This is a genomic window from Luteibacter sp. P1_D3, assembly GCF_056406135.1.
On sequence record NZ_JBFUAT010000001.1, the window covers coordinates 238,869 to 251,875 of the forward strand.

Sequence of the window (13,007 nt, forward strand, 5' to 3'; positions counted from 1 at the left end):
TGAAAGACGTCGCGTACGGAGCGGACACCGCATGAATCGGATCGCCTTCATTGGCGGCGGGAACATGGCCACGGCGCTGATCGCCGGCATGATCCGCCATGGCGCCCAGCCGGGCGGTATCGCCGTGGCCGAACCACGCGCCGAGGCCCTGCAGGAGCTTTCGCGCGAATACGGCGTGGCGACCTATACCAACAACCTCGATGCCGCCGAAGGCGCCGCCATCCTCGTCCTGGCGGTCAAACCACAGATGATGGCGGACGTCTGCCGGACCCTGCGCCCGGTGGTGCAGAAATACCGGCCGGTGATCATCTCGATCGCCGCGGGCATCCGCATAGCCCAGATCGAGCGCTGGCTGGACGGCGCCCTGCCCGTGGTCCGCTGCATGCCCAACACCCCCGCCATGATCGGTGCCGGAGCGACGGCCCTGTTCGCCAACGGCCGGGTCAGCGCGCCGCAGCGTGCCGAGGCCCAGCACGTGCTCGACGCCGCCGGCCTGACCGTGTGGGTACCCGAGGAAGACCAGCTCGATACGGTGACCGCTCTCTCCGGCAGCGGCCCGGCCTACTTCTTCCTGATGGTCGAAGCCCTCGAGAACGCGGCATTTTCTCAAGGTCTTTCCCGCGAGACCGCACGCGCGCTGGCGGCACAAACCGCCCTCGGCGCGGGTCGTATGCTGATCGAAAGCGGCGAAAGCGCCGCCACGCTGCGTCAGCGGGTCACCTCGCCGAACGGGACCACCCAGGCGGCGTTGGACAGCTTTCGCAACGACCACTTCAATGCCATCGTGGCCCGCGCCGTCGATGCGGCACGCCGCCGCGGCTTTGAACTTTCCGAAGACATGGAATCGAACACGTGAACTACCTGACCAACGCGGGCTCCCTGATCCTGGATTTCATTTTCGGGGCCCTCGTCACCCTCTTCGTGCTGCGCCTGCTGGCCGAGGCCTTCCGCGCGGACTTCAACAACCCGATCTGCCAATTCATTTACCGCTTCACCAACCCGGTCCTGCGCCCCGTGCGCAAGGTGCTGCCCAGCGTGCGGCGGGTGAACACCGGTGCGCTGCTGGTCGTCTTCCTGCTGGAATGCGTGAAGTGGCTGCTGATCGTGGCCATGGCCGGCATCCTGCCCAACGTGGTCGGGCTGGTCATCGTCAGCCTCGGCGAGACACTCGACTTCTTCCTGCTGACCTGGGTCGTGCTGGTCTTCGCCTGGTCGCTGATGAGCATGCTTTCGACCGATCGCTACCACCCTGCCGCGCGCCTGGTCACCAGCCTGGCCGATCCGCTGGTGCGTCCGCTGCGCGGCCGCATGACCCTGGGCGGGCTGGATTTCTCGCCGACGGTGGTGATCCTCGGGCTGATCCTGGCGCGCATGCTGATCGCCGCGCCAATCGTGGATTGGGGCAAGGCGATGATGCTCGGCGGGCTGTAGTCACCCGCCTGTGGGAGCCGATTTATCGGCGATCCCGCGGCAGCGGGCCAGGGTGAGGCAAGCACCCTTTCGCCGCTGAAGCGGCTCCCACAAAGAGCCGCTTCCCGTGAATGGGATGACCTATCACCGGCCGCCGAGGCGGCGGGCGTCGGTCACGTTCGGCAGCGCGCCCAGCCGACCCAGCAGCATCGACAGCTGCTCGTAGTCCTTCACCCGCAGCGTGAAGCGCATCTCGACTTCGCCCGTTTTCACGTGCACGCGGCTCGAGGACGCGACGATGTGCGGCCCCGTATTGCTGATCGTGGTCGCCACGTCTTTCTGCAGGCCCTTGCGGTCGTACCCGCGGAGCTCGATGTCGATCTCGTAGTTCTGCACTTCGACCCTGCCCCAGCTCACATCGATCACCCGTTCGGGGTTCTTCCGGGCAAGACGCGACAGGCTGGCGCAGTCGGCCCGATGGACCGACACGCCGCGCCCCCGGGTGATGAACCCGCGCACCGGGTCCCCAGGCAGCGGCTGGCAGCACCGCGCCAGCGTGGTGAGCAGGTTGCCGACGCCCTCGATGGAAAGCGCGCCGCGGTCATGCTGTGCGGCGCGCGAGGCGACGGGGTTACCCGACTGGGTGATCTCGTGTTCGACCGGCTCCTGCAGCGAGCGCGCGATCTGGCCGAGCGAGACTTCGCCCAGTGCGATGGTGACGAAGAGCTCCTCGACGCCCTTGAGGCGGAAGTGCGCGGCCAGTTTCGCCAGGTCCACATCATCCAGCGCCAGCTTGCGCAGTTCCTTTTCGAGCGCCGCCTTGCCGGCCACGATGTTGGCATCGTGCGCGGTACGCCGGAACCAGGCCCGCACCTTCTCCTTCGCACGCGAGGTATTGAGGTAGCCGTGATGCGAGGAGAGCCAGTCGCGGCTCGGCTCGGAACTCTTCGTGGTGAGGATCTCGATGGTGTCGCCACTGCGCGGCTGCGTGGTCAGCGGCACGATGCGACCGTTGACCTTGGCGCCGCGGCAGCGATGCCCGACCTCGGTATGGATGTGGTAAGCAAAGTCGAGCACGGTGGCGCCGCGCGGCATGTCGATCACTTCGCCCTTGGGCGAGAGCACGTAGACGCGGTCTTCCATCAGCTCGGTTTCAAAACCGGCCGCGAGCTCCGCTTCATCCTCGCCGCGCGGCTCGAGCAGCTTGCGCATCCAGGCGATCTTCGCCTCGAACTCGGCATCGGCACCGCCGCCTTCCTTGTAGCGCCAGTGCGCGGCCACACCGAGTTCGTTGGCGCGATGCATCTCGTGCGTGCGGATCTGTACTTCGAGCGTCTTCCCCGCCGGGCCCATCACCGCCGTATGCAGCGAGCGATAGCCGTTGCCTTTCGGTCGCGCCACATAGTCGTCGAACTCGCCGGGCAGATGCGGCCACAAGCTGTGCACCAGGCCGAGCGCGGCGTAGCAATCGGCCACGCTGTCGACGAGGATGCGAACCGCACGAATGTCGTAGAGGTCGGAGAATTCCAGCCCCTTTTTCTTCATCTTCTTCCAGATGGAGAAGATGTGCTTGGGCCGTCCCGCCAACTCCGCGTGCACGCCCGCGCCCTCCAGCGTGCTGCGCAAGGTGGCCAGGCTAGATGCGATGAAGGTCTCGCGATCCGCGCGGCGTTCATCGAGCAGGCGCGCGATACGCCGGTAGGTATCGGGCTCGAGGTAGCGGAAGGCGAGATCTTCCAGCTCCCACTTGAGCTGCCAGATGCCGAGCCGGTTGGCCAGGGGCGCATGGATATCGGAGGTGAGCTGGGCGAGCTCGCGGCGTTCGTGGTCCGGCAGGGCCATGGCCGTACGCATCGCCGCCAGCTGTCGGGCCAGTAGGACAAAGACCACACGCAGATCGCGGATGATCGCCAGCAGGAGGCGCCGCAATCCTTCGGCGCCACCGACCGGACCGCGCTGGGCATGCAGCGCCCAGACCTTCTCGGCTTCGCCCTGCCCGTCGATCAGTCGGCGTAGCGACGCCGGCCAGGTTTTGGCCGCCTCGTCGGCGGCGCCTGGCAAGCCGTTGAGCAGCGAGAACCACAGGGCCGATGCGCAGGTTTCGTCGTCGCAGCCGAGCAGGCGCAGCAGCTCGATGACGGTCTCCGCTTCGGCGCGCGCTGCCACGGGCAACAAGGCGCAGGCCTCGCGCGCACGCTGGGTCAGCGGCATCGCCGTCGACTTGGCATCGGGGGAACGCAGCTCGCTCATCGTCGCGTCGTCCTTCCGGGTGGTCATCGTTGCGCTGCCTGGGCCACTTCCAACGCGCGGGCAAGACGTTTGGCCGACACGGGTTCGGCGGTCTTCAGCTCCTGCGCGAACAGCGACACGCGCCATTCCTCCAGCAACCAGCGCAGTTCGCTCCAGACCACCGCATCCAGGGCGGTACCCCCCGCATTGAGCAATGCGCGCCAGTAAGGCAGCACCTGCAGCATACGCGACTGGTCGCGCGCCGGGTCCTGCCGGAGGCGTTCGCCGCGCAGGCGCATCGCCTTGAGGTAGCGCGGCAGGTGGGCCAGGCGCGCGGTCGGCAGTTCACGCAGGAAACCCGGCATAAGCAGGCCCGCCAGTTGCTCGCGCAGGTCGTCGTAGCTGGCCTTGGCAAAGCCCATCAGCGGCGGATCCATCCACGGTTTCAGCTCGGCCTGGGCCTCGATGATCGGCTCGGCGAGCTTCTGCCGGGCCATCGCGGCGCCGAACAGTTCACGGCCGAGTTGGACGTGCAGCGCCTCGAACTCGCCCTGGGTCCGCGCATCCAGGCGGCGATCGGCGATCAGGTCGCTGAAGCCGCCCTCGACCAGATCCTCGCGCAAGCCCTCGACGCTACCCATCGGCGCGTACTTCAGCGAGAGCGGGTTGGCGATCGGCAGCTGGCGTCGTGCACGCTTGAACTCGGGGGCCAGCGCCTGCCGGAGCAGGCGCTCCACGCCGCCCACATGCGCCTCGGCCGCTTCATCGGCACGTTCGAAGACGCGCAGCGCGACCGCCTCGCCGAGGTCGACCAGCGCGGGATACGCGGTCAGCCCGCCCTCGGAGCGAACCTCCTTCGGGATCGATTCGAAGTCCCAGGCGACGATGTCCTCACGCGTGAGTTCGACATCCGTCTTGCGCGAGAACGCTTCACGGGCCTTGCCCTCCCAGCTGGCACGGATCGCCGCCAAATCCCGGCCTTCCGCAAGCGTCCGGCCGTTTTCGTCGTGAATGCGGTAACGCATGAGCAGATGCGGCGGCAATTCCGCAGCCCCGAAGGCCGCCGGATCGACATCGACACCGGTCGCGCGCTTGAGGAAACGCGCCAGCGCCTTCGCCAGCGGCTCATCACGCGGCGCCTCCGCCTCGGCGAACGCGCGCGCAAAGTCGGGGGCGGGAACGAAGTTGCGACGCAACGCCTTGGGCAAGGCGCGAATCAGTTCGGCAACCTTGTCGACCACGAGGCCACCGACCAGCCACTCGCCCCGCGCGATCGGCAGCGCATTGAGGAAGGCCAGCGGGACCTGGATGGTGACGCCGTCAGCCGGATCGCCCGGGACGAAGCGATATTCCAGCCGGTAGCGATGCTGGTCGATATCGAGCGACGCCGGGAAGGCCTTCGGATCGAGGCCGGTACCGCTGTCCATGACATCGGCAAGCGTCCAGCGCAAGGCAGCCTGTTCGCCGGGCGACGCCTTGCGGAACCACGCGTCGAGCCCCCGCACATCGGCGATCTCCTCGGGCAGCTTGCCGTCGAAGAAGGCGGACAGTTCCTCGTCCGAACGCAGCAGGCCGGCACGGCGCTGCTTGGCCTCGATGTCGTGGGCCTGCTCGAGCACGCGGGCATTGGCGCGGACGAAATCGGCGCGACTGTCGATATCGGCACGGATCAGCGCCTCGCGCACGAAGATCTCGTGGGCCAGTCGCGGATCCTGCTTGTGGAACGTGACCGGGCGACGTTCGACGAGCACCAGCCCGAACAGGGTGACCTGCTCATAGGCGATCACCGTGCCGCGCTTGCGCGACCAGTGCGCGTCGCGCGCCGTGGCGCGCACGAGATGACTGGCCTGCGATTCGATCCACGCAGGGTCGACGCGGGCACACATCATCGCCCACACGCGCCCGCCGATATCGATGATCTGTCCGGCAAACAGCCAGGCCGGCGGTGCCTTGGCCAGCGCGGAACCGGGGAACACCTGGAAGCGACGTTCACGGGTGCCGCGGAAAACACCCTTCTCGTCCTTGTGGCCAACCTGGGTCGGCAAACCGGCGAGCACGCTGCGATGGATCGCCTCGAACTGGGCGTCCCCTTCCAGTGCGGCCGCCGTGGGCGGGGCCTTGCTGCCCCAGTCCAGATCACGCGTGACCAGGACCAGCTGACGGTGCAGCTCGCGCCACTCGCGCATGCGCATGAAGCTGAGGAAGTGCCGCGAGCACCAGTCGCGAAGCTTGGACGAGGTGAGTTCCTCGGCCGCGTCGCCATGCGCGCGCCACAGGTTCAGCACACCGATGAAATCCGACTTGGGATCGGCGAACTGTGCATGGGCCGCATCCGCCTGCCCGCGAGCCTCCGGCGGACGCTCACGCGGATCCTGGATGCTCATGAACGCCACGATGGTCAGCAGCTCGGACAGGCCGCCCAGCCGCCGCGCCTCCACCAGCATGCGCGCCAACTGTACGTCGATCGGCAAGCGCGCGACGGTGCGACCGATTGGCGTCAGGCGCTGGGTGTCGTCGATCGCGCCGATTTCAGCGAGGCGGCGGTAGCCGTCCGCGACGACGCGCGGGTCCGGGGCTTCCAGGAAGGGGAAATCATCCACGTCGCCCAGGTCCAGCGCGAGCATGCGCAGGATGACATTGGCGAGCGAGGACCTCAGCAGCTCCGGATCGGTGAAGGCCGGACGCAGGTTGAAATCCGCTTCGTCATAAAGCCTGTAACAAATGCCCGGACCGATACGGCCGCAACGGCCCTTGCGCTGGTTGGCCGCCGCCTGCGAGATCGGCTCGATGTGAAGGCGTTCCAGCTGGCTGCGCTGGCTGTAACGCTTCACCCGCGCCGTGCCGGGATCGATCACGTAGCGGATGCGCGGCACCGTGAGGGAGGTCTCGGCGACGTTGGTGGCCAGCACGATGCGGCGCTTCGTCCCCGGCTTGAACACGCGGTCCTGCTCGTTGGCCGAGAGCCGTGCGTAGAGCGCCAGCACCTCGGTTTCCCGGTATTGCTTGCGCGAAAGAAGAAGGTGGGTATCGCGGATCTCACGCTCGCCGGGCAGGAACACCAGGACATCGCCGCGCGGGTCTTCACGCGTGATCTCGTCCATGGCGTCGGCGATCATCTGGGCGACATTACCCTCGCCACGCTCGCCCGGTGGGCGATAGCGCGTTTCGACCGGGTAGGTCCGGCCTTCCACCTCGACCACGGGCGCATCGCCAAAATGCGCGGCGAAACGTTCGGTGTCGATCGTCGCCGAGGTGACGATGATCTTCAGCTCGGGCCGGCGCTGGGCGAGCCGCTTGAGGTAGCCGAGCAGGAAGTCGATGTTGAGGCTGCGCTCGTGCGCCTCGTCGATGATGATCGTGTCGTAGGCCGACAACCAGGGATCGGACTGGGTCTCGGCCAGCAGGATGCCGTCGGTCATGAACTTGACCAGCGCCTGGTCCGAGACCTTTTCGGTGAAGCGGACCTGGAAGCCGACCTTGTCACCCAGCGGCGTGCCCAGTTCCTCCGCGACACGGGTGGCCACCGAGCGCGCGGCGAGCCGACGGGGCTGGGTGCAGCCGATCAGGCCGGCCTCGCCACGACCCGCGGCCAGGCATAGCTTGGGCAACTGCGTGGTCTTGCCCGAGCCCGTCTCACCGGCGAGCACCACCACCTGGTTCTCGCGAATCAGCTTGATGATGTCCTCGGCCCGTGCGGCGATCGGCAGCGAGGCATCCACGGTGATGGGCGGCTTGGACGCCGCACGCGCCGCGCGGCGGGCCACCGAGGCGGCGATGTCCTTGCCCAGCGCCTCGATCTTCGCCGCGTCCGGCTTACGCGAGAGCGCGCGCCAGCGGCCGGACAGGCGGCCGAAGTCGCGGCTGGTGACCTGGCCGAGCGCCTCACGCAGCTCACGCAGGCGCGGATCCGGGGCGGGGTGTCGTGTGGGGCTTGTCGAGGTACTCATGGGAACGCCAATAATAGCGTGCGTCTATCGACAGCATCGGAACGTTTCATTTCACGTGCACCGTGCCGCCCGTTAAGATTTCGCTTCAAGCAAGAAAAAAACCAAGGAGAGTCGCACCATGGCCATCGATATCGGCATCGCCAAGAAAGACCGGGAAGCGGTCGCGAAGCACCTGTCCAAGCTCCTCGCGGACACGTATTCGCTCTATCTGAAGACGCATAATTTCCATTGGAACGTGACGGGGCCGCAGTTCAACAGCCTGCACGCCATGTTCGAGGTGCAGTACAACGCCCTCTGGCTGGCTGCCGACGAAGTGGCCGAGCGCATCCGCATCCTCGACGTGTTCGCACCGGGCTCGTACAGCCAGTTCGGCAAGCTGACCTCGATCAAGGAAGAAGCCGGCGTGCCGGAGTGGAAGGATATGGTGGCCCAGCTGGTCGAAGGCCATGAAATCGCCGCCGCCACGGCCCGCGACACCATCAAGGGTGCCGAGGCCGCCGGAGACGAAGGCACCGCCGACATGGTCACCGGTCGCCTGAAGGACCACGAGAAGACCGCCTGGATGCTCCGTTCGCTGCTGAAGTAAGAGCTCCTCGCTCCGGGTAGGAGCCGATTCATCGGCGATCGGGTGCTCGCCGCATCCCCGCCCGCTGCCGCGGGATCGCCGCTGAAGCGGCTCCCACAATCGCCGATGAATCGGCTCCTACAAGGGCCCGAGCGTCCCGTGTGAAAGCCTTGCTCTCTGAGTTCCCCCTGACCGGCCATGCTGCAATGCGTTGAGCCTGTCCGCCACGTTCGTTAAGCTCCCCCGGTTACCTCACTTGATGCCACTTGGGGGCCGACCGGTCCGGGGATTGTTTTTGAGCGCTGTTACCACGACCGAACGAAGCCATCCGATCCTCACCGCGCTGCTGCTGGCGGTCCTAGTCGCGGGCCTCAACGTGGGCCTGTGGTTCCTGGGCAACATCCCGCGCGGCCCGGACGACTGGAACGGCCCGATCTCCGGTTTCGCCTTCACGGCCTACCAGCGCTACCAGAATCCGATGAAGGGCGACTTCTCCACCGACCCGGAGATCGCCAGCGACCTGCACCTGGTACGTCGTTATTCGCCGCGCATCCGAACCTACTCGATGCTGGAAAACCCGCAGACGATCCGCCTGGCCGACAAGGAAGGCCTGGACGTCCTGGCTGGCGCCAACATCGACACCCGTCTGGAGAACAACGAGCGGGAGATCGACGCACTGATCGCCCAGGCCCATCGCTATCCGAAGACGATCTCGCGAGTGATTGTCGGAAACGAAACGCTGTTCCGCGGCGATCTCAAGCCCGAACAGATGATGGCTTACCTCGATCGCGTGCGCGCCGCCGTCCGCCAGCCGGTCTCCATCGCCGAACCGTTCCATGTCTGGATGCAGAACCCGGAACTGGCCGACCATGTCGATTTCATCACGGTCCACCTGTTCCCTTACTGGAACGGTATCGACCGCAAGGACGCCGTGCCCGACTCGATCGGCACGCGCGACGCCGACGGCAGCAAGGACAGCGATGGCAGCTTCCAGGCCCTCCAGCATCGCTTCCCGGGCAAGCACATCGTTATCGGCGAGATCGGCTGGCCGTCCAACGGCGACCGCTTCCAGTACGCCTACCCGACCGTTTCCAATGAAGCGATCTTCCTGCGCGACTTCTTCAACATGGCCAAGCGCAAGGGCATCGACGACTACTACGTCCTCGAAGCCATCGACCAGCCGTGGAAGGAAAACCTGGGCGAAGGCCGCACCGGCGCGTACTGGGGCATGTTCAACGCCGACCGCCAGCTGAAATTCCCGTTCAAGGGTCCGGTCACCGAAGACACAAGCTGGCCGTGGAAGGCGTTCGCCGCCTCGGCGCTGGCTTTCTTCCCCATGGTCTGGTTCGGCAGCCGCTTCCGCCGCTTCAAACTGATGGGCCGGCTTTTCTTCATGGCCCTGCTGCAGTTGGCCTGCGGCCTGATCGTCTGGTCGGCCACCCTGCCCTTCAACTTCTACCTGAGCCCGTTCGACTGGGCCATGTTGATCCTGCTGTTCCCTGCGCAGATCGCGATCCTGGCGATCCTGCTGATCAACGGCTTCGAATTCACCGAAGTGCTCTGGCGCCGCGAATGGATCCGTCACGCCGGCATGCTGCCGTACGATCCGGTCGAGAAGCAGCCGTTCGTGTCCATCCACCTGGCCTGCCACAACGAGCCGCCGGAGATGGTCCAGATCACGCTGGATTCGCTGGCCCGCCTGAACTACGAGAACTTCGAAGTCCTGGTGCTGGATAACAACACCAAGGATCCGGCGGTTTGGGAGCCGGTGAAGGCGTACTGCGAACAGCTCGGTCCCAAGTTCCGCTTCTTCCATCTCGAACCCTGGCCCGGCTACAAGGCCGGCGCGCTGAACTTCGGCCTCACCGCCACGGACGAGCGTGCCGAGGTGGTCGCCGTGATCGATGCCGACTACGAGGTCCGCGAGGACTGGCTGGCCGCGCTCACCGGCTATTTCCATGATGCCAAGGTGGCCGTGGTGCAGTGCCCGCAGGCCCACCGCGAGTTCGAGAACAACCGTTTCCGTCGCATGACCGCGTGGGAATACGACGGCTTCTTCCGCATCGGCATGCACCATCGCAACGAGCGCAACGCGATCATCCAGCACGGCACCATGACCATGGTCCGTCGCTCGGCGCTGGAAGGCACGGGCGGCTGGTCCGAATGGACGATCTGCGAAGATGCCGAGCTCGGCCTGCGCCTCATGCACGCCGGCTACGAGCTGGTCTACGTGGACGAACTGATGGGCAAGGGCCTGACCCCTGCCGACTTCAAGGCGTACAAGAGCCAGCGCTATCGCTGGGCCTTCGGTGCCATGCAGATCCTCAAGGGCCGCTGGAGCTGGATGACCCGCAAGGGCCCGCTCTCCGCCGGACAACGCTTCCACTTCCTCACGGGCTGGTTCAGCTGGTTCGCGGACGCGCTGCACTTCATCTTCACGATGATGGGCCTGCTGTGGACCGCCGGCATGATCTACGCGCCGCAGTACTTCAACCTGCCGATGCAGTTGTTCCTGATCCCGGTGATCGGGTTCTTCTTCGCCAAGGCGATCTTCGGCTTCGTGCTGTATCGCGCCCGTGTCCCCTGCGGCTGGTACGACACCATCATGGCCTCGGTGGCCAGCATGGGCCTGTCGCACGCCATCGCACGCGGCATCCTGCATGGCCTGACACGCGAAAAGACCGCCTTCGTGGTCACCGCGAAGAGCCGTCGCATGGGTGGCAGCAGTTTTGCCGCTTTTGCCCCGGTCCGTGAGGAAGGGCTCATGGCGATCGCCCTGCTCTGCGCGGTGATCGGCATGGCGATGCACTACGGCACGAGCTACGTGGAGAGCATGCTGTGGATGTTCATCCTCACGGCGCAGTCCATTCCTTATGTGTCGGCCCTGGTCGGCGCATGGATTGCCCACACCGCGGGTGACGAAGCGGGCTGAACCACCGGGGGTCGTTCACGTTTGTGTATCGACCCTGCACGCCTTGCGCGGTAAGTTACGCCAAGACCTGATGTCAGGGGATGCCGGAGGTGTCCCCGCTCGCCGCCGTACCTCACGGCGTTGGATCACGACCGGAACGGGATGCTCATGCGCCGAACCAGACGCCATGGACTGCTGCTTCTGCCGTGGTTCCTCCTGCCCTGCCTCGCCCATGCCGGCGTTGTCGTCACCGTGGATGGCGTCGATGAAACCCTGAAAAACGCCGTCGTTGCCGGCGTCGAACTGAGTCAGTACGCCAAGCGTGATGCCACCGCAGCGCAGATCCGGCGGCTCTACGACAACGCCCCCGACCAGGTGCAGGCTGCGCTCCGGCCTTACGGCTACTACGAAGCGACCGCTACCGGCGACATCAAGCAGGTCGGCAATGACTGGCAGGTGTCCCTCCACGTCGTACCCGGCACGCCAGTTACCGTGAAGACCGTCAACGTCAGCCTGGACAAGGAGGCTGCCAAGCTGCAGCCCATCGCCCGTGCCATGCGCGGCGTCAACGGGCTCAAGGACAAGACGCTCAACGACGGCCAGTACGACGCGGCGCGTGATGCCGTCAGCGGCGCGCTCACGGCGACGGGCTTTCTCGATGCCAAGCTAGTCACCCATCGTGTCGAGGTGAACCGCGCCGAACACAGCGCCACTGTCGAGCTGGCCTGGGAGACGGGCAAACGCTACCGCTACGGCACGATCCACTTCGAGAACTCGCAGTTCCGCGACGGCTTCCTCGATCGCTACGTACCATTCAAGAGTGGCGACTACTTCTCGCAGAACCAGTTGCTCGACCTGCAGCAGGCACTCAACGGCGCCGATTACTTCGCCGTGGTCAATGTCATGCCCGACACGGACAACGCGAAGGACGGCACGATCGACATCAACGTGGAACTGGCACCGGCCAAGCGCACCATCTATACCGGCGGCCCGTTCTTCGGCACCGATACCGGCGCCGGCCTGCGCGGCGGCATCGAGAAGCGCTGGGTGAACGATCGAGGTCACAAGTGGAAGAACGAACTCGTCGTCGCGCAACGGCTGAAGACCATTTCCACGCTGTACCAGATTCCCATGCCCGGTCCGAACCAGCGCAGTTTCAATTTCGGCGCGAACTACCGCGACGCCAACACGGTCACCTCGAAATCGCGCACGATCCAGCTCGTCGCCAATGAAACGCGGCTGTGGCACGGCTGGACACGAACGATCGGCATCAATGTCCTGTCAGGCACGTTCACCGTCGGCAAACGCGGCGGCGAAGGGGATAACGCCCTCGGCCTGGATCACGGCCAGAGCACCCTGCTCTACCCGGAACTCACCTTGAGCCGGAAGAAGGGTGACAACCCGACCTTCGTGCGCAGCGGCTGGTCGCTCACACTCACCGCGCGCAGCACTGCCGGCACCCTGCTCTCCGATGCACGCTTCTCCGAGCTGATGGGCGACGCGAAGTGGATCCAGTCGTTCTGGGGACGCAATCGCCTGATCCTCCGTGGCACCGCGGGCAAGATCTGGACCGACGACTTCAGCGCCTTGCCGCCGCAGCTGCGTTTCTTCGCCGGTGGCGACCGCTCCGTGCGCGGTTACGACTTCGAAAGCATCGGCCCGAAGAACTCGTACGGCCGGGTGATCGGCGGTGAAAACCTGCTCGTCGGCAGTACCGAGGTGGAGCATTACTTCACGCGTAACTGGGGCATGGCCGCCTTCGTCGATGCGGGTAACGCCTTCGCCGGCACTGACTACAAGCCACTGGTCGGCACCGGCCTGGGCGTGCGCTGGCTCTCACCGGTCGGCATGATCCGCGCCGACCTTGCCGTACCGGTAGGGAACAAGGAGTCGCACGGTATCCACCTGCACGTCGTCATCGGGCCCGACTTGTGAGGAGCACCGG

Annotated in this window: 7 protein-coding genes; 5 read left to right on the forward strand and 2 right to left on the reverse strand. The window is 65.8% G+C overall.

What is annotated here, in order from left to right; genetic code table 11:
- Positions 1 to 31 precede the first annotated feature (31 nt).
- Together proC and AC1DYM_RS01130 are read left to right on the forward strand one after the other, a co-directional pair.
- Complete coding sequence (gene proC, locus AC1DYM_RS01125) at positions 32 to 856, forward strand: pyrroline-5-carboxylate reductase (protein ID WP_477335128.1); 825 nt, start codon at positions 32 to 34, stop codon at positions 854 to 856.
- Entirely contained in the window at positions 853 to 1,431 is a 579-nt protein-coding gene (locus AC1DYM_RS01130; RefSeq protein WP_477335130.1) for a YggT family protein, read from the forward strand. The genes proC and AC1DYM_RS01130 overlap by 4 nt, the downstream gene beginning before the upstream one ends.
- A gap of 123 nt (positions 1,432 to 1,554) precedes the next feature.
- On the opposite strand, the gene AC1DYM_RS01135 is transcribed toward AC1DYM_RS01130, so the two are convergent.
- The gene (locus tag AC1DYM_RS01135) at positions 1,555 to 3,687 is read right to left on the reverse strand and encodes a RelA/SpoT family protein (protein ID WP_477335132.1); all 2,133 of its coding nucleotides are present in this window, start codon (positions 3,685 to 3,687) and stop codon (positions 1,555 to 1,557) included.
- Positions 3,684 to 7,586, reverse strand: a complete 3,903-nt coding sequence (gene hrpA, locus AC1DYM_RS01140; protein WP_477335134.1) for an ATP-dependent RNA helicase HrpA — start codon at positions 7,584 to 7,586, stop codon at positions 3,684 to 3,686. The genes AC1DYM_RS01135 and hrpA overlap by 4 nt, the downstream gene beginning before the upstream one ends.
- A gap of 118 nt (positions 7,587 to 7,704) precedes the next feature.
- Between hrpA and AC1DYM_RS01145 the strand changes: the two genes are divergently transcribed.
- The 3 genes from AC1DYM_RS01145 (at position 7,705) to AC1DYM_RS01155 (ending at position 12,997) form a co-directional block, all read left to right on the forward strand.
- The gene (locus AC1DYM_RS01145) at positions 7,705 to 8,172 is read left to right on the forward strand and encodes a Dps family protein (RefSeq protein ID WP_063573606.1); all 468 of its coding nucleotides are present in this window, start codon (positions 7,705 to 7,707) and stop codon (positions 8,170 to 8,172) included.
- 274 nt (positions 8,173 to 8,446) lie between these two features.
- On the forward strand, positions 8,447 to 11,083 hold the full coding sequence (locus AC1DYM_RS01150; protein ID WP_477335136.1) for a glycosyltransferase: 2,637 nt from the start codon (positions 8,447 to 8,449) through the stop codon (positions 11,081 to 11,083).
- A 147-nt stretch (positions 11,084 to 11,230) separates the two neighbouring features.
- The gene (locus AC1DYM_RS01155; protein WP_477335138.1) at positions 11,231 to 12,997 is read left to right on the forward strand and encodes an autotransporter assembly complex protein TamA; all 1,767 of its coding nucleotides are present in this window, start codon (positions 11,231 to 11,233) and stop codon (positions 12,995 to 12,997) included.
- Positions 12,998 to 13,007: the final 10 nt, after the last annotated feature.

Bases quoted from the DNA above. Each gene is read 5' to 3' on its own strand.
- proC (WP_477335128.1), top strand. From the start codon at position 32: ATGAATCGGATCGCCTTCATTGGCGGCGGGAACATGGCCACGGCGCTG.
- AC1DYM_RS01135 (WP_477335132.1), bottom strand. From the start codon at position 3,687: ATGACCACCCGGAAGGACGACGCGACGATGAGCGAGCTGCGTTCCCCC.
- hrpA (WP_477335134.1), bottom strand. From the start codon at position 7,586: ATGAGTACCTCGACAAGCCCCACACGACACCCCGCCCCGGATCCGCGC.
- AC1DYM_RS01145 (WP_063573606.1), top strand. From the start codon at position 7,705: ATGGCCATCGATATCGGCATCGCCAAGAAAGACCGGGAAGCGGTCGCG.
- AC1DYM_RS01155 (WP_477335138.1), top strand. From the start codon at position 11,231: ATGCGCCGAACCAGACGCCATGGACTGCTGCTTCTGCCGTGGTTCCTC.